Raw genomic sequence first — 23,409 nt, 5'->3', positions numbered from 1 at the left:
GCGAGGGCACGTACGGAGGCCCGGTCAGAGGGCGTCGACGCCGTTCACCTGCCAGCCGGATGAGGTGCGGGTGAGCGTCATGCGCACCCGGTTCAGGTCCAGCCGGGGCTCCGGGACCTGGGTGCTCTCGGTGACCTGGTTGACGAAGAGCAGCACGACGGCCTTGTCCGGGGTGGCCGACACGACGGAGACGGCCGGGGCGCTGCCGTCGGCGGGTGTGGCCACGGTCGCCTTCACCACGCCGTGGTACGTCGTCGCGGTCGGCGCGACCACCGTCTTCGTGGTCTTGTCGTACTGGTCGCGGAAGTGCCCGGTGAGCAGGGCGCGGGCCCGGGTGAAGTCCCGGTCCAGATGCCGGTAGTCGTACGACAGCACGACCGGCGCCGCCTTCCGTGCGGCCGCGAGGGCCTCACCGCGGGCCTGCTCCGCCTGCCGCCCCTGCCGGCACTGCCACCCGAGGACGGCGGCCACGACCAGGGCCGCCACGAGAACCAGGCCCAGCACCGCGATGAGCACGCCCCGCCCGGCCTTGCGCGAGGGCGCGCTCTTTGCCGGCTCGTCCTCGAAGGGCCCGGGCTCCGGCGGGTCCTCCCAGCCGTTCGCCGGGGGCTCGATGAGCAGGGTGCGCCCGGGGGCGGTTTCCTCTTCCTGGCAGGCAGCGCGCTCGGGGCGCGCCGGCCGCCCGGCGCGCTTGGCCGCCGCGCGGGCGGCCGCCGTCATGGTGCGGCGGGCCGGGGAGCCGGTGCCGCGGGTGCGGGAGGTCGGGTTCGCCACGGTGTCTCTCCTCATTGATGGCCTCACGGGTGGGTCAGCCCACGAACGCGACGTCGGAGGTCAGCCAGCGGCCGGCCTCGCGCACCAGGTCGAGCTGGAGCCGGTAGGTGCGCGCCTGCCCCTCGGGCGCGGCGGTGTTGGTCACCTTGCTGTCGGCCACGACCAGGACTCGGGCCGAGCGCGCGTCGGACCGCACGATGCCCGCTTCCAGGACCTGCCCCTCGGACACCGACTTGTTCTGTGCGACGAGCTTGGTCAACTGCTCGGTCTGCGCGGCGAACTGCTTCTTGAAGTCGCCGGTGGCGCCCTGCAGCACGGTGCGGCTGTCCTGGTCGTAGTGCCGGTAGTCGAGCGAGGTGAAGTTCAGCGCCGACTGGCGGGCCGCCGCCAGGATGTCCTGACGGCGCTGCTGCGCCGCGCGCTGGTCGGACAGCTTCAGCCCGAGCCAGACACACAGCACGGTCGTCAACACGGTCGCGGCGACGAGCCCCGCCGACAGCAGCCTCGCCCGGCCCCCTGTCATGCCATCGGTCCCACGAGCAGCCATTGCCACGACTCCTTTCCGAACACGGTCTGTTCGCCACCCGTCGAGCCGATCTCGACGGGTGTTCCGTCCGGGCCGGTCACGGTGCCGGTCTCCGGGTCGTACGGGGCCACGAACGCGGCCTGGTCCGCGCTGGACCGGCCGGTCGTCGCGCCGGGCGCGTTCTGCGCGCCGCGCACCGAGGTCTTGCTGCCGCGCGGTGCCGTGCAGCGCGCGTCGGTGTTCGCCGGGCGTGCGCCGGTGTCGGCGGGGTCGCGCCGCCGGGTGCCGTAGCCCTGGGTGCACGCGGGCGGGTCACCGGCGTTCACGGTCAGTCCGAAGTGGGTGGTGCCGTCGCCGGGGATGACCGTGTAGCTGCCCGCGACATTGAGCGGGAGTGTGACGAGGGCCTGTTCGACGCCGGGCAGCCGGGCCACGGTGATCTGGGCACCGCTGATGAGGTTGGCCAGCAGGACCGGCACCTGCGGCTGCGTGGACTTCAGCAGGGAGTCGACCTCCTGCGCGGCGGGCGCAGTGGTGCCGATCAGCCGGCGGAGATCGCCGTCGCTCGACTTCAGCTGCTCGGTGAGCGTGGCCAGGTCGCGGGAGAACGACTTGATGGCCGAGCCCTGGTCGGCCTGTGTCCTGAGCACCTTCCGCGAGTCCTCGATCAGCGAGACCGTCTGGGGGAGCGACGCGGACGCCGACTCCACCAGCGCGTTGCCGGAGTCCACCAGTCGGCTCAGGTTCGGTCCGGTGCCGGCGAACGCCTTGCCCAACTCGTCGACGGTGACCCGCAGATCGTCCTTGCCGACCGAGTTGACCAGCCGGTCGAGGCTGAGGACCAGGTCGGTGACCGGCAACGGGGTCCGGGTGCGGCTGCGCGGGATCGGGCTGCCGTCCATGAGGTACGGCCCGCCCGAACGGCGCGGCTGGAGGTCGACGTACTGCTCGCCCACCGCCGAACGGTCGGCAACGACGGCGAGCGTGTCGGCCGGGATCCTCGGGGCGCCGTCCTCGATCTTCAGCGCCACCGAGACTCCGGAGCCGGTCAGCCGCAGATCGCCCACGCGGCCCACCGGCACACCCCGGTAGGTGACCTCGGCGCCGGGGAAGACGCCCCCGGACTCGGCGAAGTCTGCGCGCACGGTGTACCCGCGGTGCAGGACGTCGTCCACGAGGCCCGTGTACCGGGCGCCGACGTACGACACCCCGAGGGCGGTGACGGTCGCGAAGGCGAGCAACTGGGCCCTGACCGTACGTGTGATCACGGCAGTATCCCCTTCAGCATCAGCTCGGCGAGGCCGAGGTCGACCCCGGCCGGGAGGCGACGCGAGCCGTCCCCGGTGCCGTAGGCGGCGGTGCACACCGGCGGGCACAGCAGGGTGCTGCCGTCGGAGGGTGCCGAGGGCACGGCGGGTGCGGAGGGCACGGGGGGCACGGGGGGCACGGGGGGCACGGACGGGGTGCCCGGCAGGGACGGGACGGACGGGAGAGGGGTGGGAGTGGGAAGGCCGGGAAGGTGCGGGGTCCCGGGGGCCGGGGACTTCCCGCCCTTGCCCGGCGTGCCGGTGACGTTGCCGTAGAGGCCCGCCAGGTCGAGGTCGGCGGTGATCTTCAGGTTGACGTAGTCGCCCTTGACGGCGTCCGTCGCATTGCGCGGGAACGGGTAAGTGGTGAGGATCTCAAGGGAGTTGGGCAGGTCGTCGCCCGCCTTGTTCAGCTCCTGCAGGATGGGCTGGAGCTGCTTCAGGTCGGCGACGGTGTCGTCGTGGGAGGCGTTCACCACTCTGGTGCCGGTCTTGCCGAGGCCGGCCAGAGCGGTGAGCATCTTCGTCAGGTCCTTGCGCTGGTCGGCGAGGGCCTTCAGGGCGGGTGGCATGGTGTCGACAGCCAGGGCGATCGTCTTCTTCTCCTTCTCCAGCCGCTTTGCCAGCCGGTCGACGCCCTTCAGCGCGCGCACGATCTCCGCCCGCTGCCCATCGAGGCCGCCGAGGAACGTGTCGAGCTGCTTCAGCAGGGACCTGACCCGGTCCTCGCGGCCGTTCAGGGCCTTGTTCAGCTCGACGGTGATCGTCTTCAGCTGGGCCACCCCGCCGCCGTTCAGCAGCGCGGACAGTGCCGACAGCACCTCCTCGACCTCCGGGTCGCGGCCGCTGCGGGAGAGCGGGATGCGGTCGCCGTCGCGGAGCCGTCCGACGGGCCGCGCGCCGGCCGGCGCGGACAGGGCCACGTACTTCTCGCCGAGCATGCTGCTCTGCCTCAGGTCGGCGACCGCGTTGCCGGGCAGCTTCACCGAGTCGGCGATCCTGAGCCGCACGCGGGCGTGCCAGCCGTCCAGCTGCACCTTCTCGACCGTGCCCACGGTGACGTCGTCGACCTTGACCGCCGACTGCGGTACCAGGTCCAGTACGTCCCGGAACTCGACGGTGACGTGGTAGGCATGGCCGTCCGAGGCGGCGCCGCCGGGGAGGGGGACGTCGTACCAGCCGTTGAACTCGCAGCCGGTCAGCAGCACCGAGCCGACCGCCGTCCATGCGGCCACCTGCCCCTTGCGCAGCATGCTCATGCCGGTGCCCCCAGGATTCCGCCGAGGGTCTTGTCGACCGTGCCCGTCGACGCCGGAGCCGACGGGACCTTGGGCAGGGAGCCGAAGATCTTGTTCAGCCCGGCGCAGTTGTCGTGGTCGTCGCCGGTCGTCTTCAGGATCGAGCAGAGCAGGGACGACGGATCCTGCGGGAGTTGTGGGTTGTTGCGGGTGTCGAGGGTGCCGGCTGCGGGGTTGTAGGCGTTCTGCAGGTTCGACAGGCCCGTGGGGGCGACGGTCAACAGCTCCTCCAGTGCGGCCCGTTGGGTGACGAGGACCTTGGTGACCTTGGCCAGGCCCTGCACGTCCGAGGTCAGCGCCTTCTTGTTGCCCCGCACGAAGCCGGCCACGTCACCGAGCGCGGCGGCCAGGTACTTCAGCGCGGCCGCGAGATCCTTGCGCTCCCCGGCGAGCTGTCCGGCCACATCGGCGAGGTCGGTGTTGAACGACCGCACGCCGGTGTCGTCCGCTGCCAGCGCGGCCGTGAACACCTGAAGGTTCCGCACGGTCCCGAACAGGTCGCCGCGCCCGTCGGACAGCGTGGTGACCGCCTGGGACAGATCGTCCACCGTCCGGTGGAGGTTCTCGCCCTGCCCGTGGAGGTTGTCCGCGCTCACCCCGAGCAGTCGGGACAGCGAGCCCCGCTTGTTGGCGCCGTTCGGGCCGAGCGCCTCGGCGGTGGTGTGCAGGCTGTCGAAGATCCGGTCCAGCTCGACGGGGACGGCCGTACGGGACTCGGGGATGACGCCGCCGTCCCGCAGCACCGCGCCCTGGCGGTACACCGGCAGCAGCTGGACGTAACGGTCGCTGACCACCGAGGAGTTGACGATGGCGGCCTGCGCGTCCGCGGGGACCTTGCGGCCCCGGTCGTATTCCAGCTCGACCCGCACCCGGCCGCCCTCCGGCGTGATCTCCCTGACCTCGCCGATGCGGACGCCGAGGACGCGGACGTCGGAGCCGGGGTAGATACCGACGGTGCGCGGGAAATAAGCCGTGACGCGGACGGGGCGGGGGCCGGGCCAGAGGACGACGGCGACGCCGGCGACGACCGCGAGCGCGGTGAACAGGGCCAGGAGTCTGCGGGTCATCGGGTGCCTCCCGTCCGTGGGGCGACCGGGGCGGCGACCAGGTTCTGGACGTAGGAGTCGAACCAGCGGCCGTTGCCGAGGGTGTTGGTGAAGAGCCGCACGTAGGGGGCGAGCAGCTGGACGCTGCGGTCGAGGCTCGCCTGGTTGCGTCCGAGCATCTTCACGAAGGTGTCGAGGTTCTTCAGTGCGGGCCCGATCTCCTTGCTGTTGTCGTCGACCAGGCCGGACAGCTCGATGCCCAGCAGCGCGGAACTCCTGAGCAGCGTGTGGATCGCCGCGCGCCGCCTGTCGATCTCCTTGAACAGCGCGTCACCGTCCTTCACCAGCGCGGAGAAATCCTTCGTGTGCCCGGCCAGCACCGCGCTGACTCCGTGCGCATGGCCGAGGAGCCCGCGCAGCGCCTTGTCACGGGCGGCGACGGTCCGGGAGATCCGCGACAGTCCCTCGATCGACGCCCGCACCTCCGTCGGGGAGTCCTGGAAGGTGACGGAGATCGTGTCCAGCGCCTTCGCGAGCCGGTCCGTGTCGACCGCCTCGGTGGTGGTCGTCAGGTCGCTGAAAGCCTGGACGACGTCGTACGCCGACACGGTCCGCCGGAGCGGGATCTCGCTGCCCGGCTTCAACTGGCCGGGCCCCTTCGGGTACAGGGCCAGGTACTTCGCGCCGAGGATCGTCTTGACGCGGACCGAGGCGCCCGTGTCGGTACCGAACCCCGGGTGGCCCTTCACCTTGAAGGTGACCTTGACGTGGTCGCCGTCCAGGTCGACGCCCTCGACCTTGCCGACCTTGACCCCTGCGATCCGTACCTCGTCGCCCGGCTTGAGCCCGCCCGCCTCCGAGAAGGCCGCGCTGTACGTGTCGCCGCCGCCGATCAGCGGCAGGCTGTCGGCGTTGAAGGCGGCAACGGTGAGCAGCGCGAGGACGGTGAGGCCGACGGCGCCCACGACGACCGGATTCCGCTCGCGGAAGGGCTTCGGGCGTGGGCGCCGCAGCCGGATCCTGGGCAGCTGCGGCGGCAGGACGCGCACCTTGACCAACGGCTGGGGGCGGGGCTCGCGCTTCGGCAGCAGCCGGGGGAGCGCCGGCAGCTTCGGGGGAAGGACCCGTACCTTCACCAGCGGCTCGGGGCGGCGCCGCCGCCTGGGGACACGCAGTCTCATCCGCCACACCTCGCCCGTGCCACATGCAGCTCCGGGGTGATCACCTGCTTGGTCTTCGGCAGCACGATCCGGCCGTCGAAGTCGCAGAGGTAGAAGTTGAACCAGGAGCCGTAGGACGCCGTCCCGGTCAGCTTGTCGAGCTTGTTCGGCAGCCGCTTCAGGACGCCCTCCACGGTGTTCTCGTTCTTGTTCAGCGTTCCGGTGAGATCGCCGAGTCCGGCGATGTCGTCCTTCAGCGGTGGACGCACGTCCTTCAGCAGCCCCGATGTGGCGTCCGTGAGGTCGCCGATGCTCACCAGCGACTCCCCGATGGGGGTGCGGTCGGCGGCCAGCCCCGAGACCACCCGGCGCAACTGCGTGAGCAGCCCGGAGAAGCGGGAGCCGCGCTTGTCGAGCGTCTCCAGGACAGTGTTGAGGTTGCCGATCACCGAGCCGATCAGCCGGTCGCGGTCGGCGAGGGTGCTGGTGAGCGAGGCCGTGTGCGCGAGCAGGCTGTTCACCGTGCCGCCCTCGCCCTGGAGGGTCTGGATGATCTCGGTGGCGAGCTGGTTGACGTCGCTCGGGCTGAGCGCGGCGAACAGCGGCTTGAAACCGTTCAGCAGGGCGTTGAGGTCCAGGGCCGGCTGGGTCCGGGACAGCGGGATGGTGCCGCCCGGCCGCAGCCGGGTGGTGCCGTCGCCGGTGCCCTCGGTCAGCGCGATGTACCGCTGCCCGACCAGGTTGCGGTAGCGGACGACCGCGTGGGTGCTCGCGAGCAGCGGCCGCTGCGCGGTCACGGTGAAGGTGACCTCGGCCAGGGTGCGGTCCTTGATCCGGATGTCCTCGACCTCCCCGACCCGCACACCGGCCACTCTGATGTCGTCGCCGGTCTCCAATCCGGTCACGTCGGTGAACACCGCGTGGTAGCTGTCCTTCGGGGCGAAGGAGACGTTGACGATGGTGGCGGCGAGCAGCGCCGTCGCCGCGATCGTGACCAGCGCGAAGAGGCTGAACTTGATCAGTGGGGCGGCGGTCTGCCGGGCTCCTGGCCTGCTCATGCGACACTCACCGCCGTTCCGCGCGCGAGCGGCCCGAACAGCAGGGTCGCCACCGGCGGCACCTCGTCCGCGGGGACGCCCATGGCGGGGGCCACGAGCGAGCCGACGGCCCGCTGCTCGGCCCGGGTGGCGGACACGTTGACACCTCCGGGGAGTGGGCCGCCGGAACCTCCGGCCGACGTACCGTCGTCGAGACGGGGTTTCGGCCCGGGCACCTGCGGATGCGGCAGGCCGCGGCAGTTCGGGCCGGACCGCTCGCCGTACACCGGCTCCTCACCGGGCTGGTACGCGCCCTGCGGCCGGACGACTTCGAGGGTGATGCGCATCTCGCCGCCCCGGAACGCGTCCTCCGACGCCTTCTCCTGCCGGGCGAGCCCCTGGAACAGGCACGGGTACTCGGGGGAGTAGCGGGCGAAGAGCTCCAGCGTGGGGCGGGAGACCCGGCCCAGGGTAATCAGCCGGTCACCGTTCTCGGACAGGAAGCCGTGCGCCGTGTCCGCCACGGCAGCGGTCGAGCGCAGCGCGGCGGCCAGCTGGTCCTTCTTCTCGACGATCGTGCGGCTGGTGGTGACCGTGTTGCGCAGGATCCGCATCAGGTCGGGCGCGGCATCGCCGTACACCTCGGCGACGTCCGCGAACCGCGAGATGTCCTCCTTGAGGGAGGGCAGGTGCGGGTTCAGCCGGCGCAGATAACCCTCGACCCGGGTGAGGTTGTCGCCGATCCGGTCGCCGCGGCCCTCCAGCGCGGTGGCGAACGCCGAGAGCGTGGCGTTGAGTTGGCCGGGCCGGACCGCGCGCAGCAGGGGCAGCAGGTCGTTCAGCAGCTGCTGCACCTCGATGCCGGCCTTCGTACGGTCCTGGGTGATGACGTCTCCTGCGTGGACGGGCCGGGCCGAGGAATGCGGGGGCGGGACCAGGTCGACGTACTTCTCGCCGAACAGCGTCTTGGGCAGCAGGCGGGCGTGCACATCCGAGGGGATGTACGGCACATACCGGGGCTTGAGCGCGATGTCGAGCGTGGCCTTCGTGCCGTCCGCGTGCACCTCGCGTACCTCGCCGACCAGCAACCCGCGCAGCTTGACGTCGGCGCGTGGATCGAGCTGGTTGCCGAGGGCGTCGGCCTCCAGGGTGATGGGCACGACGGTCGTGAACGCCTGCTGGTAGACGGCCACCGCGAGCGACAGCAGCAGCGCGAGCACGGCGAGGAACACGATGCCGTACAGCCTCAGTCTCCATCTGTGCATGTGCACCGCTCTCACCCCGCTATGCGTACGGTCGTGTTGGCGCCCCAGATCGCGAGGCTCAGGAAGAAGTCCAGGACGTTGATGGCGACGATCGACGTCCGCACGGCCCGGCCCACCGCGACGCCGACACCGGCCGGGCCGCCGCTCGCGTGGTAGCCGTAGTAGCAGTGCACCAGGATGATCAGCACGGCGAAGACGATCACCTTGCCGAAGGACCAGAACACGTCGACGGGCGGCAGATACTGGTGGAAGTAGTGGTCGTACGTGCCCGTCGACTGCCCGTAGTAGCCGGTGGTGATGGTGCGGGCGGCCAGGTACGAGGACAGCAGCCCGATCACGTACAGCGGGATCACCGCGACGAAGCCGGCGATCATCCGCGTCGTCACCAGGAACGGCAGCGACGGGACGCCCATCACCTCCAGCGCGTCGGTCTCCTCGCTGATCCGCATCGCACCGAGCTGCGCGGTGAACCCGGCGCCGACCGTCGCGGACAGGGCGAGTCCGGCCACCAGCGGCGCGATCTCCCGGGTGTTGAAGTACGCCGACAGGAACGCCACGAAGTTGGAGGTGCCGAGCTGGTTGAGGGCCGCGTAGCCCTGGAGGCCGACCTCGGTGCCGGTGAAGAAGGACAGGAACGCGATCACGCCGACCGTGCCGCCGACCACGGCGAGCGCGCCCCGGCCGAAGCTCACCTCGGCGAGCAGCCGCAGGATCTCCTTCTTGTAGCGGCGCAGGGTGCGACCCGTCCACATCAACGAGCGGCCGTAAAAGGAGAGTTGACTGCCCAGCTCTTCGAGTGAGCGCAAGGGGCGATCGAGGACTTTGTGAGGTCTCATCGGCTAACCCCTCTGCGGGACGACCTGGAAGTACACCGCGGTCATCACGAAGTTGGTCACGAACAGCAACATGAAGGTGATCACCACGGACTGGTTGACGGCGTCGCCCACGCCCTTCGGACCGCCCTTCGCCGTCAGTCCCTTGTACGAGGCGACGATCGCCGCGATGGCCCCGAACACCAGCGCCTTGATCTCCGCCGCCCACAGGTCGGACAGCTGGGCGAGGGTGGTGAAGGACGCCAGGTAGGCGCCGGGCGTGCCGTGCTGGAGGACGACGTTGAAGAAGTAGCCGCCCGCGACACCGACCACCGAGACGAGGCCGTTGAGGAGGACGGCCACGACCATCGAGGCCAGCACCCGCGGTACGACGAGCCGGTGGATCGGGTCGATGCCGAGCACCTGCATCGCGTCGATCTCGTCCCGGATCCTGCGCGCCCCGAGGTCCGCGCAGATCGCCGTGCCGCCCGCGCCCGCGATCAGCAGCGCCGTGACGATCGGCGAGGCCTCGCGCAGCACGGCGAGCACGGACGCGGCACCGGAGAAGGACTGCGCGCCGAGCTGCCGGGTCAGGCTGCCGATCTGCAGCGCGATGACCGCCCCGAAGGGGATCGAGACCAGCGCCGTCGGCAGGATCGTGACACTCGCGACGAACCACGCCTGCTGGATGAACTCCCTTGCCTGGAAAGGCCGTCGGGGCAGGGTCCGGAGGACGTCCAGCGCCATCGCGAACAGGTTGCCCGAGTGCCGCAGTGCACCAGTGGGGGAGAGACTCATGCGCTGTTCACCGCCTTCCCGTGCAGTTCGGCCTCCCGTCTCGCGATCGCCTCCCAGCGGGGCGGGCGGCAGATGCCCGCACTCGGCAGCAGGCGGGGAGTCATGTCCCGCACTCCGCCGCCCTCGTCGATCCCGGCCAGTTCCTGCTCGACCTGGGCAGCGTCCTTCTCCTCCGCCATGCCGATCGGCCCCTGCATCCGGCCGTTCAGGAACTGCCGTACGACGGGCTCGTCACTGGTCAGCAGCCGCTCGCGGGGACCGAACATCACCAGCTCGCGCCGGAACAGCAGCCCGATGTTGTCCGGCACCTGGCGGGCCGAGGCGATGTCGTGGGTGACGATCAGGAAGGTCGCGTCGATCTGCGCGTTGAGGTCGACGATGAGCTGGTTGAGGTAGGCCACGCGCACCGGGTCCAGGCCCGAGTCCGGCTCGTCGAACAGGATGATCTCCGGGTCGAGGACCAGGGCGCGGGCCAGCCCGGCCCGCTTGCGCATCCCGCCGGAGATCTCGCCGGGCAGCTTCCCCTCGGCGCCTATCAGCCCGACCATCTCCATCTTCTCCAGCACGATGCGCCGGATCTCGCTCTCGGACCTACGGGTGTGCTCACGCAGCGGGAAGGCGATGTTGTCGTACAGGTTCATCGAGCCGAACAGCGCGCCGTCCTGGAACAGCACGCCGAAGAGCTTCCGCACCTCGTACAGGTCGTGCTCACGGAGCCTCGTGATGTCCCGGCCCTGGATCGTGATGGAGCCGCGCTCCGGCTTCAGCAGCCCGACGAGCGTCTTCAGGAACACCGACTTGCCCGTCCCCGAGGGACCGAGCAGCACCGAGACCTCCCCCGCGGGCAGCGTCAGTGAGACGTCCTGCCAGATGACCTGGGAACCGAAGGACTTGGTCAGCCCTTCCACACAGATCTCCGCACCCATCCGGTCCCGCCCTTCGCCCGTGAAGCAGCTTCGACATCTGCTCTACGGGGAGGGGCGGGGCGTCCGTCGCGGCGGACGGAGATTTTTTTGCGGCGCGGGTGCGGGTCGCTAAGGCAGCTTCGGCGCCGGCGTCCTCGCAGGCGTCCCCGAAGGCGTCCTCGCAGGCGTCCTCGGGGTGGGAACGGGGGCGGGGAGTGGAGCGGCCGGTACGGCCGAGGCCGGGGGAAGAGACGGGACCGACGAGGCGGCCGACCTCGTCGGCAGGCCCGGCACCTTCGGCACGTCGGGCACCTGCGGGACCTGCGGTGCCGACAACTCCGGGAGCGGGGGCGAGGACACGTCCGGCAGGGACGGCAAGGGCGCCGGCAACGGCAGGGATGTGCCCCTGCTGGGCGAGGGCGTCCGGCCCCGGGCCCCGGGCGCCGGAGGCGAGGAGGGGCGCGTCATGGGGGTGAGCCCCTGGCCCGTGGCCGCGCTGCGCCGGACCCGCGCGTCGCTGGAGACGGCCGACCGCGGCGCCGGATCGTTCCGGTTTCCGCTCGCGTGGAGCGCGTGCGGCAGCACGAGTCCCGCCACTGCCAGGGTCGCCGCCGTCGAGGTGACCGCGACCGCCTGGGCCTTGCCGCCCCCGCGCAGCCGCCCGCGCCCGACCAGGAACAGCACCAGTCCGAGCGTCCCGGCCAGCGAGGCGCGCAGCGTCCGCCGGGCCCGGGCGAGCAGCGACTCGACGGTCCGGTAGCTGAGCCCCATCCGCACCGCGACCTGGCTCACGTCCAGGTCCTCGGACTTCAGCCGCAGCGCCTCCGCCTGCCGGGCGGGCAACTCCCCGCTGCGCACGGCGAGCCACCTCGCCTCGGCCCGGTCGCACACCGCCTCCTCGACGGGGACCGGGCCCGGCGCGACGAGCGTGGGGCGGCTGCCCACCTCGGCCTCGCGGTTGACCTGCCGGTGCCGGTCGACGCACAGCCGCATCGTCACCGTCGTCAGCCAGGCGCCGAGCCGCTCGTCATCGAGGTCCGGGCGCTCCGCGGCCCGCAGCATCGCCTCGTGCACGGCGTCCTCGGCGTCCTCCTGGCTCATGGAGCGCCGCCGGGCCACCTTGAGCAGCTGCTCGCGATGGCTCCACATACGCTGCCAACGCTCGTCGGCGGCCGCTGTGTCCGCAGGCATGTCCGTCGCCATGAGAGCCCCTTTGCACTCACCCGCCGGTCCTGTGCTTCCGGCGGGTGGCGACATTACCGCCGAGTAGTCGCGGTTGTGGAGGGGGAGGCGCTCATCGTGTTCCAGCTGTTGCCCGTGGTCAGCTGCCTGCGTCGGGCAGCACACCGCCGGGCAGCATGACGGTCGGCTCGGGGACGGGGACCAGCGGCGTTCCGGACGCCTTCGGCACGCCGGCCGTCCGGGACGGGCTGGGGGAGGGTGAGGCGGGCGGCGTCGACGACGTGGGCGAAGGAGCAGGGACCGGCTTCCGGTCGTGCGACGGCTTCGGAGGCGAGGGCTTCGGCCTCATCGGGCGGGACGGCTTCGGCCGGTCCGACCGGGATCCGGCGGACGCGTCCGGCACTACGCGGTGTCCGGTCAGGTAGTACGCGTACCAGGCTTTGACGGTGCGCCGATAGGCGTCCGAGTGGTTGTAGCCCAGGATCGCCCGGTCCAGGTCGGCGGGGTTCGACAGGTCGCGGCCGCCCGCGCACAGGTAGCGGCCGGCGGCGAGCGCCGCGTCGTAGACGTTGTTCGGGTCCTTCCGCCCGTCGCCGTTGCCGTCCGCGCCCCAACGGGCCCAGGTGGACGGGATGAACTGCATCGGGCCGACCGCCCGGTCGTACACCGCGTCCCCGTCGTACGCGCCGCCGTCGGTGTCCGCCACGACGGCGAAGGCGCCGCCGGACAGCCGCGGGCCGAGGATGGGCGTCACGGTCGTACCGTCCGGGGTCACCCGGCCGCCCCCTGCCTGCCCGGACTCCACCTGCCCGATAGCGGCCAGCAGTTGCCAGCGCAGCCGGCAGCCGGGGGCGCTGCGCGCCAGCTCCTCCTCGGCACGCCGGTACGCCGCGAACACGCTCGCGGGCAGGGCGCCGCCGCCCGTCACTTCCGGTGCCGAGCCGTTCTTCCGTGTCCGCAGCGGGGGAAGGCCGGTGCGGTACGGAGTGTCGCCGGTGACGCTGGGGTCGTGCTCGGCGGGTGCCGCCTTCCGCGCGGGCTCCGCGGCCTCGGCCGAGACCGCCCCCGGTGCCTGCGACGCGGTCAGCACAGCCATCGCCGCCGCCGCGATCGCCGTACCCCTGACACCCCGCACCGCCCCCTTGAGTGCACGTGCTGTCACTGAGCAGTCCCCTCCGTGAGTGAATCCGTCGTCTGCTCTACGCGGCCGCAGGGCAGGTCCGTCGCACGGAACGGGCGGAAGGGACAGCGGGCGGCATGCGCACCAACCCCGTCGATCTCATGACGAGGTTGTTCGCCGATCAGTCTGGATGCCCATGAGTCATACGGTCGGTCCACCGTGGATGGCGTCGAACCAGCAGACGACTCCGTACACGGGAAGCCTGTCGGAGGACGGATCCTCGCTGGTCTTCTCGAACGTGGACCTGAAGCTGCCCGGGACAACGGTGATGTGGGTCGCCGTGAGCGCCGGCCACGACGCCCCGCTCGGTGCCACGAGCCTGTCCTTCACTGTCGGAGGAAAGACGTCCCCCTCCACAACGGTCGTCGTCACACCGGCGTTGACCGTGTCCCCCGGCGGCGCTCCGGTGACCTTGGAACGCGGCGGATCGCCCAGGTACCCGGGCGTTGAGGTGCGGAACAACGGATCGCAACACATCCCCCTGCAAACGGTCACCACGGTTCTTCCGGCCGACGCCGGCATGCGGTTCGGTGTGCCGGGCAACCCCGGTCATCAACTGACCGTCATGGACGACCGCGGGAGAACCACCGCCTACATGGGGACTATTTCCGATGACGGACAGTCGCTGAGTTTCTCCGATGTCGACCTGGGTGTTCCCGACGCCGGCGCCGGATCACAGTCGGTCATGTGGGTCTGCGTGAGTGCCGACGACGACGCGCCGACGGGCACCACCAGCCTGGAGTTCGCGGTCGGCGACCGGGTCTCGACGTCGACGACCGTCACCATCATCTGAAGTGAAGACAGCGGGAAGCGGCGGTACAGCCACGCCGCGCTTCACGGGGAGGCGGGGTACCCGCTGGAGGCAACCCATTGTCGGGTGAGGCGGGCGAACGCCCGGGCGGCGGCGCTCTGGTAGGAGCCCGAGCGACGGAGCAAAGCAACGGTGCGCTCGGGCAGGGGCGGGTCGAGGGGGACGGTGTGCAGATGTGGGTGATCGTGGGCGACGGCCTCGGGCAGGACGGAGGCCAGAGGGGTGCGCCGGACTATTTCGGTGACCGCATTGATCGAGTTGGCCTCCACCGCGATGTGCGGTGTGGTGTGGTGCCGGCCGAAGTAGGTGTCAATGTGCCCGCGGGTGGCGAAGTCACTGCTGAGCAGGGCCAGAGGGCATCCCTCCAGTTCTCGCACGGGTAGCGGTCCGGTGCGGTCGGCGTAGGGGTGGTGGGTGCCGACGACGAGGCTGAGGGCTTCGGTGAACAAGTCGCCTGTGGTGATGCCGGGCAGGTGGGAACCGTGAAATGCGATGCCGAGGTCGAGGTCGTCGGCGAGGAGGGCGGACTCGATGCGATCCTGAGTCAATTCCCTGATGCTCAGGCCGATATGGGGATGGCGGGAGTGGAACTGTCCGGCGAGGGGGCCGATGAGGTAGGCGGTGAAGGTGGGGGTGACCGCCAGGCGCAGGCTACCGCGGGAGAGGTCGGCGACGTCGTGGACGGCACGTTCGGCAGTGGCGAGTTCCTGCAGGGCGCGACGGGCGTAGTGGACGTAGGTCTCACCGGCGTCGGTGAGTCGTACGGCACGACCGGTACGGTCCAGCAGCTGCGTGCCCATCACGCGTTCCATCTGTTTGATCTGCTGAGACAGGGTTGGCTGGGAGATGTGCAGGGCTTCGGCGGCGCGGGTGAAGCTGCCGTGTTCAGCGACGGCGATGAGATAACGCAGATGACGCAGTTCGAAGCCCATGGCACCCACTATAGACACAACCAATAGATCCTATTCCCCATGCGCCTTGGACGCTATAAGCACAGCTCATGCATGGTGGATCTTGCCAACCCGCACACGTTCGCCACCCCCGAAAGGAGTGACCGTGCAAGACCTCGCAGCGGGAATCGCACATTTTCAGCGGGGCGTCTTCCCTGCCAAGGCGGCGCGCTTTCAGCACCTTGCCGCCACGCACCAGCCCAGCACCTTGTTCATCAGCTGCTCCGACGCCCGCGTCATACCGGAGTTGATCACGCAGAGCGAGCCGGGCGAGCTGTTCGTCATCCGCACGGCCGGAAACCTGGTGCCCGCGTACGCCCCCAGCGCCGAAGGGGTCACGGCGAGCATCGAGTACGCCGTCGCCGTCCTGGGCGTGTCCGACATCGTCGTCTGCGGGCATTCCGCCTGTGGTGCGATGACCGCCCTGGCCGACGGCCACGACCTCGCCGCCCTGCCGGCCATGGCCCACTGGCTGCGGCACGCGGACGCCTCCCGGGCCCGTGCGGCCTGTGCCGAGCCCGGGACGGACAAGGTAAGTGCTCTGGTATGGCACAACGTGATCGCTCAACTGGCCAACCTTGCCACGCACCCCTGCGTCATCCGGGCGCTGGCAGCCAAAACCGTCACACTGCGCGGCTGGGTCTACGACATCCCCACCGGCGCGGTCGACCAACTCGACCCCGTCACAGGCCGCTCCGCCGCCCTCGCGGCCTGATCCGCCCGTTGGAAAGGAACACCCTCATGGTGCAAGCTCAGTTCGACCCCGCCGCCCGCCATGCTCTGGCCGCTGTGATTGTTGAGGCCAAGACGCGCAAGGACCTGTCCTGGCAGCAGATCGCCGACGTCACCGGCCTGTCGGTCGCGTTCACCACCGCCGCCCTGCTGGGTCAGCATCCGTTGCCGGTGGACGCCGCGAGGGCAGTCGCCGAGTTGCTGGACCTGGACGAGGAGGCGGCAGTGCTGCTGCAGAGCATCCCGACCCGCGGCTCCATTCCTGGCGGCATCCCGACCGACCCGACGATCTACCGTTTCTACGAGATCATCCAGGTCTACGGCACCACGCTCAAGGCCCTGATCCACGAACAATTCGGCGACGGCATCATCAGCGCAATCAACTTCAAGCTCGACGTCAAGAAGGTGGCCGACCCCGAAGGCGGTGAGCGCGCGGTCATCACCCTGGACGGCAAGTACCTGCCCACCAAGCCGTTCTGATCCGACGTCACCGGCCTGTCGTGCCGCGTGCCCGCCGGGCGCCCCATTGCCGATGAGGCGCCCGGCGGGCACGCCGATCAGCTTCGAGCGATCAGGGCTGTTGCTCCCGGTCCCTGCCGCTTGCCATCGCGTGCTCAGACAGCGGCGACGATGGCTGAGTGAGCGGTCCGCAGCAAGATGCGTGCGGCGTCCTTGGCGTGACGGGCGGGCTCTGGAGACCCGGAGATGGCCGCTGTGGTCATCGCGCCCTCGGCGAGGAGAACGAGCTGGTCGGTCAGCCACGTGGGTACGTCGGCGGCGGCCACGAGGTCGGCGAGATACCGCCGGAAGGCATTCTTGTGGGCTTTCGCGATATCGGCCACAGCCTGGGAGGTCGCTCCCAGCTCCCCGAAGGAGTTGATGAAGCCGCAGCCGCGGAAGCCCGGCTCGTTGAACCAGAGGAACAGCCAGTCGAAGACTGCCAGAATCCGCTGCGTGGGTGAGTCGTGGGTATCCACGTACTGAGCCAGATCGCGAAGCCATCTCGCGTCCCGCCGCCTCAGGTACGCCTCGACCAGGGAGTTCTTGGAAGGGAAGATCTGGTACAGGCGTTTGAGGGGCACTGCGGAGGCGCTGCGGATCGCGTCCATTCCCACCGACTGTATGCCCTGGCCGTAGAACAGTTCCTCTGCAGCGTCGAGGATCCGCTGCTCAGTCGCTTCGAGTTCCACCTCGATCACCTCATTCTCGAAAACGAACGTTCTCATACCGTATAGCGCGCCAGGCCCCAAGTACATTCCGCTGCCCGCTGCCCGCTGCCCGCTGCCCGCTGCCCGCTGCCCGCTGCCCGCTGCCCGCTGCCCGCTGCCCGCTGCCCGCTCAGGCGAGCGCAAGGCCTGCCTGGGGCGACGGCGAGGGCCCCGAGGCGCCGGAGTCCGCAACTTCGATGCACACGGCCCGGCCTTCGAACGTGAGGCTCACGATCATGTCGGCCCGTCCGCGCTGGGCCGCGTTCCCCACAAGCTCGCCGATGATCAGCAGGACGGAATCCTGATCCTCGGGGGCGACGTCCCGTCGGGCCGGCAGAGACGCGGCGAAGTGGCGAGCTGTGCCTACCCAGCGTTCCTCGGTAGCGGTTTCCGAGAGGGTCATGAGGAACACACCATCGAACTTTCCGGGCCCCGCATCGGGGGGCTCGCATCCTGCTTTTGCTGAAGAATGATCGTTCTCCATTCGACCCGCCGTAGATCCAGTGTCGAGCCCCGGATCTACGGCGCGGGGCCGGACGGTCAGAGGCCGAGGTCGCTCAGGCCGGGGTGGTCGTCGGGGCGGCGTCCGAGCGGCCAGTGGTACTTGCGCTCCGACTCCTTGATGGGGAGGTCGTTGATGCAGGCGTAGCGCCGTCGCATCAGGCCGTTGTCGTCGAACTCCCAGTTCTCGTTGCCGTAGGAGCGGAACCAGTTGCGTGAGTCGTCACGCCATTCGTAGGCGAAGCGCACGGCGATGCGCTTGCCGCCGAAGGCCCACAGCTCCTTGATGAGCCGGTACTCCAGCTCTCGGTCCCACTTGCGGGTGAGGAAGGCGATGATCTCATCGCGGCCGGTGGCGAACTCCGCGCGGTTCCTCCAGCGCGAGTCCACGGTGTACGCCAGGGCGACCTTCTCCGGGTCGCGGGAATTCCAGCCGTCTTCCGCCAGGCGGACCTTCTCGACGGCGGTCTCCCGGATGAATGGCGGGAGTGGAGGGCGTGGGTGCTCAGTCATGTTGTTTCCCTGGGCTTGCATGGAGAACGATCGTTCTCACTGTCGCGTCCGACTGTATGAGAACGGCGGTTCTCCCGCAAGGGGGATGATGCACCCCTGCCCCGGTCGCGGTGACGCAGGTCACGCCAGTCAAGGTTGTTCGAGTTTGAACTTCCGGACTGCTGTTCCGTCCTGCCCGGCGCGTCCGCCGCCCCGAACGGGGCCGCATCCCAGTCCGCCGCCACCAGTACGCGTCTCGGCAACGCCCCTTACCTGCCGCTGGCGGTGACCAAGAAGGTCTCGGACATCGCGATGCAGAAGGGCATCGAGAAGGGCTACCCCGTCTCCGTGACCGTCGTGGACCGTGACGGTGTGGTCATCAACCAGCAGCGCGCGGACACCGCGACCGGAGCCACCGTCCAGGTCAGCTTCGAGAAGGCCTACGCCGCCGCCGGCTTCCAGACCCCCACGGCCGACCTGCAGAACGCCGCCAAGACCTCGCCCGGCTTCACCTACATCCCCGGCTTCAGCGTCCTACCCGGCGGCATCCCCATCAAGGTCGACGGCAAGATCGTCGGAGGTATCGGCGTCTCCGGCGCCCCCACGGGTGAACTCGACGCCGACTTCGCCAACGCCGCCCTGAAGACCCTCTCCTGACCGCTCTCACCCCACACATGTGCCGCCCCGCCACCGGCCGGGCGGCACATGTGTGTTCCTGGGCGCTAACCCGTTCAATGCCCTTTCAGGAGGAATGAGTTCCCGAGTCGGTCAGGCGGTCGACAAGGGCGCCGAGCCCCTTGCTGAGCCCTTCGAACTCCTCACTCGACAGGCCGTCGACGAACAATGCGCGGACGAGGCCGGCATGCCCGGGCGCGGCGGCGACGACCTTCTCAAGTCCTGCGTCGGTCAAGGAGGCGACGACTCCGCGGTCGTCGCCGGCGCAAGAGCGGCGCCGGACCAGCCCGGCCTTCTCCAGTTGTGTCACCTGGTACGTCAACCCGCTCTTCGAAGTGAGGGCTATGTCTGCGAGGACGGTCATGCGCAGCTCACGGCCTGGGGCGTCAGCGAGGCGGCTGAGCACTTCGTACTGCTGATGAGACAGTTGCGCGTCGTCTCTCAGCTGCTGCTCGACCTGTCGCTCGATAAGTGAGCTGACCAGCAGAAACGCTCTCCATGCAGCCAGCTGGCGTTCATTGAGCCACACCACCGCGTCGCCCACCGTGCCCTCCCACCTCGCCGTTCCGTACTCCCGATCCGTGGTTCCAATTTTAACTACCCCGGCGAGCAGAGAGCGCCTGGGCCGGTCGGGATAGCCCGGTGTCGTCGCGGAGCCGATTCCCGGGCTGCCAGGAGACTGAGCCGCCCGGCCTGGCATTGTCGGTGGGGTGGAGCTGCGTCACCTTTCCGGATTCGTCGCCGTTGCCGAGGAACTGCACTTCGGGCGGGCCGCCGAGCGGCTGCACATCGCCCAGTCGCCGCTCAGCCAGCAGATCAGGCTGCTGGAGCGGGATCTCGGGGTCACGCTCTTCGAGCGCACCACCCGTTCCGTGCGGCTCACCGCCGCAGGCCAGGCGTTGCTGGAGCCGGCCAGGCACCTCCTGGCCGAGGCGTCGGCGGTGCGCCGTACCGTGCAGGCAGCTCATCTGGGAGAGGTCGGCCGGGTCACGATCGGCTTCGCGGGCGCCGGCAGCTACTCGGTGCTGCCCGTGCTGACCCGCGCCGTCACCTCCGAACTGCCCGGCATCGAGCTGGTCCTGGAGGGCGAGACGTACGCCGGTGAGGCGCTCGGCCGGATCGCGGAGGGCTCACTGGACGTCGGCTTCGTGGCCCTGCCCGTGCGGCGCGGGATCAGCACCCGGGTCGTCCGGATGGAGGAGCTGATGATCGCCCTCCCGGACAGTCATCCGCTCGCGCAGCGAGTGGACGTCTCTTTCGCCGACCTGGCGCACGAGCCCTTCGTGACCTTCCCGGTCGCGCGCGGCTCCGCGGTGCGCGACGCCCGGGTGCAGGCCTGTCACGAGGCAGGATTCGCACCCAGGATCGTGCAGGAGGCCCCCGCTCAGCGAGCGCTACCCGCGCTTGGTCGTGCTGCACATCTCCGCCTTCGGCGAGCGGGGTCCGCGCCGCGACGAACCCGGCTACGACATGCTCATGCGCACGCCGTCGATGCGGTTGGTGGGGAAGGGACCGTAGCCGAGGGCTCCGGGGGCGTTGTGGTCCGCCAGCGGGTGAAAGCCCTGGCGATGGCAGGCGTCCTGGAACGCGAGGTCGAATGCGCTCTGTTCGTACCGGGTGATGCCGATGGGGCCATCGGACCCGTGGTAGTCCTGCTGTCCGAACTGCTGGTCGGCTTCCAGCGCGCGGAAGGCCGGCAGACAGGCGTCGTAGGTCCACACGGGAGAATCCCAGGCGTCGAAGCACCAGGGGTGACCGCGCGTGGCCGCCGCGGCGTTGACCGCCGAACTGCCGCCGAAGACCTTGCCGCGCGGCAGGAAGCTGCCCGTGTCCTCGTCGGTGTACTGCCAGTAGTAGTGCGCGGGCAGGAGTATCTCGGTGGCGAGTTCGGGCGGTACCTCGGGGCCCGGGTCGAGGCCCGCGTCGACGAGGACGACCTCGTGACCGGGGTCCTCGCTGAGCTTCCACGCACACACCAGGCCGGCGGAGCCGGCTCCTACGATCACTGTTCGCACGGCACGATCCGTTCGTTGGCAACGTTGTCGAGAGGGGGGAGGTGGTCAGAGCGGAAAGCCGGGGCGGCCGGAGACGCCCGCGGTGATCCAGCGGGTCTCGGTGAAGTACTCGATGCCCATGAGGCCCGCCTGGGGGCCGTAGCCCGAGTCGGTCAGGTGCCCGAACGGGGCCTGCACGGGTTCGGTGGCACGGTCGTTGACGTGGACGGCGCGTGCCGGGAGCCTTCGGGCGACGTCGAGACCGGCCGCCCAGTCGCGGGTGATGACACCGGCCGCCGGCCCGCAAGGCGGGGTGCCGGCAAGGGCGACAGCTTCGTCGGTACTGTCCACCGCGTGCACCGTGACGACGGGACCGGCCACTTCCTGCGACCAGATGTCCATGTCCGCGCTCTCATCGGTGAGGACCACGGGTCCGAGGGAAGCGGTGTCCTCCTCGATGCGGCCAGTGCCTGTCACGGCGGTGGCGCCCTTGGCGAGGGCGTCGGCGACCAGGGCCGCCACGCGGCGCGCGGCACGCGGGTCGGACATGGCGCCGGTGACTTCGGCGGGCCAGGTGGGCCCGGTCTTGTCGGCCCGCGTGAGCTTTTCGGCGAGGCGGGCGAGGAAGTCGTCGGCCAGGGCGCGATCGACGAAAATCCGCTCGGTGCTCAGACACCCCTGGCCCGCGTCGAGGAAGGAGCTGACGACCGCCGCGTCGGCGGCGTACTCGACATCGGCATCGCCCAGGACGAGCAGGGAGTTCTTCCCGCCGACCTCGATCAGGGCCGGCTTCAGGTGCCGGGCCGCTGCCACGGCGACCTGGCGGCCGGCCGTGGCAGAGCCGGTGAAGGTGACGGCACGGACCCGCCGGTCGTCGACCAGGGCACGGGCCAGCTCGGCGGCCTCGGTGTCGTCGGCGTCGTCCGTGACGACAGTGAGGACACCGTCCGGCAGTCCCGCCTCGATCAGCACCTCCCGCAGCAGCAGCCCGCCCGTGGCAGGGGCCGCTTCGCTGGGCTTGAGGACCACGGCGTTGCCCAGAGCCAACGGCAACGCCACGGCACGGGCCGCCATGAGGAGCGGGGCATGGCGGGGAGTAAAGGCGGCGGTCACCCCAGCGGTACGCGAACCTGTAGGGAGCAGGACCCCCCGGAGGATGTGGGCATGACCTGCCCGCCGAGCCGGACGGCCGCGGCCGCCGCGTCGAGCAGGAACTGCGCCGCCAGCTTGGCATTGAACGCCGACCAGGGCCCGGCCGCGCCGGATTCGGCGGCCATCGTCTGGACGATGCGACCGGTCCGCAGCATCAGCAGGTGAGCGGCGTGCATCAAGACCGCGCTGCGTTCCGAGGGGGCTGACGTCGACCAGGACGGGAAGGCCTCATGTGCGGCGGCCCCCCTTTCGCCACCGCCTTCCTGGCGGGCGGTGGACCGTCGCCGGTGAAGTGTGCGGCGTGGCCGCGGTCGGCCGGCGCTTGCTGCGCGTCGGTGAGCCGGCCTCGCAAGCTGGACATGTGTGTCTCCTGTGCAGTGAGATTCACGGCCGCGTGCGGGTGACGCGGCCTGCGCGCGCACTCACCGACACCACGGTCCGGCCGCAGAGTTCCCTTTCTCGCACCACGCGACGGCAGGCGTCGGGGCGCCGACTGCGGCCTTGTCCAGCTAAACCCATCCCTCACCGGACGAGCCATGACGCAGACGATCACTAAGTATCAGCAAATGGATGGTGCTTGAACTCACTTGAGTGACTGCACGCACCCGTGCCCGGCGTCCCTGATTCAGCGGGTACGCTGCGTGGGTGACTCAAACGGCATCCTGACGGCCGCGGTGGCCGCCGTCCTCGCCTCCCGCGTGCATTGCGTGCGCAGTGAGGCTCCCGACCCCCCGTGGGCCCCGCCGTTGTTCGTCCATCCGCTCATGTCCGGGTCGGTCGGTCCTGCGGACGCGAGTCGGTCAACGGCTCTCGTCGCCGTGAGAGTTACGGAGTTATGTCAGGGATGCCGCTCTGTCCGGGGTTGTTCGTGCCCGGTCCGGTGCCCGCTGCCAGGTGCCTGCGGCGCACCGTGTGGGCCGCGGGTTCAGGCGGTGACGGGCTGGCTCGTGCTCGCGGACCGGACGGCATCGGCCGTGTAGAACACGGACTTGCCGCGCTTGCTGCGCCGGACATGTCCCTTGGCGACCATGGCCTCCAGGGTGCTGCGTACGACGGTGATCTTGATGCCGCGCTCCGGGTGCTCCTTGCTCAGGGCGCCGGCGACGTCGATGGCCGACCGGGGTTCGCCTTCGCGGCTGAGGTGAGTGACCACGAGGTCGCGCAGCGTCGGGCCCTGATCCTTGCCCTGCTTGGTAGGCTGAGTGGAGTGGGCGGCGGGCGCGGTCTTCGCGACGGCTGTCGACTTCTTGGCACGGCCCGTCTGCACCTTGCCGGCCTGCGTCGTCGGCGTCGCCTGCCGGGGAACCGAGGCGGTCTCGGCACCGCCCGCGGTGGCCGACTCGTCTGACTGTTCGGTATGTCCCAGTGCCTGCTGCATGTTGACCAGCAGAGCCTGGTTGTGGCGCAGTGTCGCCATTTTCTCCTGGAGGGCCGCCACCTCACTGGCGAGGCGCTCCTGTTCCTCGGCGTTGCGCTTCAGGTCTTCGGCCAGCCGGGCGGCGTAGACCGGCCCGAGGCTGGCGGTTTCGTCAAGGTTCTCGGCCACAGTGGCTCTCTTCCCGAGGTGATGTGCCGTTGCGTTACCGCATAGTACTCACAACGTT

At 70.1% G+C, this 23,409-nt stretch carries 24 protein-coding genes and 2 pseudogenes; 5 read left to right on the top strand and 21 right to left on the bottom strand.

Features of this window, described 5'->3' with window-relative positions; translation table 11 throughout:
- Positions 1-24 precede the first annotated feature (24 nt).
- The 13 genes from AB5L52_RS08395 to AB5L52_RS08335 all read right to left on the bottom strand — a co-directional run bounded on the left by AB5L52_RS08395 (position 25) and on the right by AB5L52_RS08335 (position 13,272).
- Positions 25-774, bottom strand: a complete 750-nt coding sequence (locus AB5L52_RS08395; protein ID WP_369363164.1) for a hypothetical protein — start codon at positions 772-774, stop codon at positions 25-27.
- A 34-nt stretch (positions 775-808) separates the two neighbouring features.
- Positions 809-1,321: a hypothetical protein gene (locus tag AB5L52_RS08390; protein ID WP_351024842.1), complete on the bottom strand. Its 513-nt coding sequence runs from the start codon at positions 1,319-1,321 to the stop codon at positions 809-811.
- Positions 1,294-2,568 carry an MCE family protein gene (locus tag AB5L52_RS08385; RefSeq protein ID WP_369363163.1) on the bottom strand — a complete coding sequence of 425 codons (1,275 nt, stop codon included), beginning with the start codon at positions 2,566-2,568 and terminating at the stop codon, positions 1,294-1,296. The genes AB5L52_RS08390 and AB5L52_RS08385 overlap by 28 nt, the downstream gene beginning before the upstream one ends.
- Positions 2,565-3,866: an MCE family protein gene (locus AB5L52_RS08380; protein WP_369363162.1), complete on the bottom strand. Its 1,302-nt coding sequence runs from the start codon at positions 3,864-3,866 to the stop codon at positions 2,565-2,567. The genes AB5L52_RS08385 and AB5L52_RS08380 overlap by 4 nt, the downstream gene beginning before the upstream one ends.
- Positions 3,863-4,972: an MCE family protein gene (locus AB5L52_RS08375; RefSeq protein WP_369363161.1), complete on the bottom strand. Its 1,110-nt coding sequence runs from the start codon at positions 4,970-4,972 to the stop codon at positions 3,863-3,865. Before AB5L52_RS08375 ends, AB5L52_RS08380 begins: the two co-directional genes overlap by 4 nt.
- On the bottom strand, positions 4,969-6,132 hold the full coding sequence (locus AB5L52_RS08370; RefSeq protein ID WP_351024851.1) for an MCE family protein: 1,164 nt from the start codon (positions 6,130-6,132) through the stop codon (positions 4,969-4,971). The genes AB5L52_RS08375 and AB5L52_RS08370 overlap by 4 nt, the downstream gene beginning before the upstream one ends.
- Positions 6,129-7,169 (bottom strand): MCE family protein, encoded by a 1,041-nt coding sequence (locus AB5L52_RS08365; RefSeq protein ID WP_369363160.1) that lies wholly within the window; start codon positions 7,167-7,169, stop codon positions 6,129-6,131. Before AB5L52_RS08365 ends, AB5L52_RS08370 begins: the two co-directional genes overlap by 4 nt.
- Positions 7,166-8,413, bottom strand: a complete 1,248-nt coding sequence (locus tag AB5L52_RS08360) for an MCE family protein (RefSeq protein ID WP_369363159.1) — start codon at positions 8,411-8,413, stop codon at positions 7,166-7,168. The genes AB5L52_RS08365 and AB5L52_RS08360 overlap by 4 nt, the downstream gene beginning before the upstream one ends.
- 11 nt (positions 8,414-8,424) lie before the next feature.
- Positions 8,425-9,249 carry an ABC transporter permease gene (locus AB5L52_RS08355; protein ID WP_351024860.1) on the bottom strand — a complete coding sequence of 275 codons (825 nt, stop codon included), beginning with the start codon at positions 9,247-9,249 and terminating at the stop codon, positions 8,425-8,427.
- A gap of 3 nt (positions 9,250-9,252) precedes the next feature.
- Positions 9,253-10,023: an ABC transporter permease gene (locus AB5L52_RS08350; protein WP_351024863.1), complete on the bottom strand. Its 771-nt coding sequence runs from the start codon at positions 10,021-10,023 to the stop codon at positions 9,253-9,255.
- A complete protein-coding gene (locus AB5L52_RS08345; protein WP_351024866.1) occupies positions 10,020-10,949 on the bottom strand; it encodes an ABC transporter ATP-binding protein in 930 nt (309 codons plus the stop codon). The genes AB5L52_RS08350 and AB5L52_RS08345 overlap by 4 nt, the downstream gene beginning before the upstream one ends.
- A 108-nt stretch (positions 10,950-11,057) precedes the next feature.
- Positions 11,058-12,131: a sigma-70 family RNA polymerase sigma factor gene (locus AB5L52_RS08340; protein ID WP_369363158.1), complete on the bottom strand. Its 1,074-nt coding sequence runs from the start codon at positions 12,129-12,131 to the stop codon at positions 11,058-11,060.
- Between the two features lie 118 nt (positions 12,132-12,249).
- Positions 12,250-13,272, bottom strand: coding sequence for a lytic transglycosylase domain-containing protein (locus tag AB5L52_RS08335; protein WP_369363157.1), 1,023 nt, complete (start codon positions 13,270-13,272; stop codon positions 12,250-12,252).
- Between the two features lie 181 nt (positions 13,273-13,453).
- On the opposite strand from AB5L52_RS08335, the gene AB5L52_RS08330 reads away from it, so the two are divergent.
- Complete coding sequence (locus AB5L52_RS08330) at positions 13,454-14,083, top strand: hypothetical protein (protein WP_369363156.1); 630 nt, start codon at positions 13,454-13,456, stop codon at positions 14,081-14,083.
- Positions 14,084-14,124: 41 nt separating this feature from the next.
- On the opposite strand, the gene cynR is transcribed toward AB5L52_RS08330, so the two are convergent.
- Entirely contained in the window at positions 14,125-15,033 is a 909-nt protein-coding gene (gene cynR / locus AB5L52_RS08325; protein WP_369363155.1) for a transcriptional regulator CynR, read from the bottom strand.
- A 124-nt stretch (positions 15,034-15,157) separates the two neighbouring features.
- On the opposite strand from cynR, the gene AB5L52_RS08320 reads away from it, so the two are divergent.
- On the top strand, positions 15,158-15,766 hold the full coding sequence (locus AB5L52_RS08320; protein WP_369363154.1) for a carbonic anhydrase: 609 nt from the start codon (positions 15,158-15,160) through the stop codon (positions 15,764-15,766).
- 26 nt (positions 15,767-15,792) lie between these two features.
- Positions 15,793-16,263: a cyanase gene (cynS, locus tag AB5L52_RS08315; RefSeq protein WP_369363153.1), complete on the top strand. Its 471-nt coding sequence runs from the start codon at positions 15,793-15,795 to the stop codon at positions 16,261-16,263.
- 134 nt (positions 16,264-16,397) lie between these two features.
- Here cynS and AB5L52_RS08310 read toward each other — a convergent pair whose 3' ends face one another.
- The 3 genes from AB5L52_RS08310 to AB5L52_RS08300 all read right to left on the bottom strand — a co-directional run bounded on the left by AB5L52_RS08310 (position 16,398) and on the right by AB5L52_RS08300 (position 18,005).
- Positions 16,398-17,009 (bottom strand): TetR/AcrR family transcriptional regulator, encoded by a 612-nt coding sequence (locus AB5L52_RS08310; protein WP_369363152.1) that lies wholly within the window; start codon positions 17,007-17,009, stop codon positions 16,398-16,400.
- A gap of 112 nt (positions 17,010-17,121) precedes the next feature.
- Positions 17,122-17,475 (bottom strand): ATP-binding protein, encoded by a 354-nt coding sequence (locus AB5L52_RS08305; RefSeq protein WP_369363151.1) that lies wholly within the window; start codon positions 17,473-17,475, stop codon positions 17,122-17,124.
- 56 nt (positions 17,476-17,531) lie between these two features.
- Positions 17,532-18,005, bottom strand: coding sequence for a DUF1348 family protein (locus tag AB5L52_RS08300; RefSeq protein ID WP_369363150.1), 474 nt, complete (start codon positions 18,003-18,005; stop codon positions 17,532-17,534).
- 135 nt (positions 18,006-18,140) lie between these two features.
- Here AB5L52_RS08300 and AB5L52_RS08295 point away from each other — a divergent pair, with 135 nt between their 5' ends.
- Entirely contained in the window at positions 18,141-18,641 is a 501-nt protein-coding gene (locus tag AB5L52_RS08295) for a heme-binding protein (protein ID WP_369363149.1), read from the top strand.
- Between the two features lie 85 nt (positions 18,642-18,726).
- Here the strand turns inward: AB5L52_RS08295 and AB5L52_RS08290 are convergent, their stop codons facing one another.
- Entirely contained in the window at positions 18,727-19,203 is a 477-nt protein-coding gene (locus tag AB5L52_RS08290) for a MarR family winged helix-turn-helix transcriptional regulator (RefSeq protein ID WP_369363148.1), read from the bottom strand.
- Between the two features lie 166 nt (positions 19,204-19,369).
- On the opposite strand from AB5L52_RS08290, the pseudogene AB5L52_RS08285 reads away from it, so the two are divergent.
- Positions 19,370-20,041 (top strand): annotated as a pseudogene (locus AB5L52_RS08285) (LysR family transcriptional regulator); the annotation flags it as partial.
- An 81-nt stretch (positions 20,042-20,122) separates the two neighbouring features.
- Here the strand turns inward: AB5L52_RS08285 and AB5L52_RS08280 are convergent.
- The 3 genes and pseudogenes from AB5L52_RS08280 to AB5L52_RS08270 form a co-directional block, all read right to left on the bottom strand.
- A complete protein-coding gene (locus AB5L52_RS08280; protein ID WP_351024899.1) occupies positions 20,123-20,674 on the bottom strand; it encodes a GMC family oxidoreductase N-terminal domain-containing protein in 552 nt (183 codons plus the stop codon).
- A gap of 45 nt (positions 20,675-20,719) precedes the next feature.
- A pseudogene (locus AB5L52_RS08275) lies at positions 20,720-22,227 on the bottom strand (aldehyde dehydrogenase family protein).
- 503 nt (positions 22,228-22,730) lie between these two features.
- Positions 22,731-23,351: a hypothetical protein gene (locus AB5L52_RS08270; protein ID WP_369363147.1), complete on the bottom strand. Its 621-nt coding sequence runs from the start codon at positions 23,349-23,351 to the stop codon at positions 22,731-22,733.
- Positions 23,352-23,409 lie beyond the last annotated feature (58 nt).

This window comes from Streptomyces sp. CG4 (assembly GCF_041080655.1).
Lineage (GTDB): Bacteria > Actinomycetota > Actinomycetes > Streptomycetales > Streptomycetaceae > Streptomyces.
This window is presented reverse-complemented; position numbering and strand designations above follow the sequence as displayed.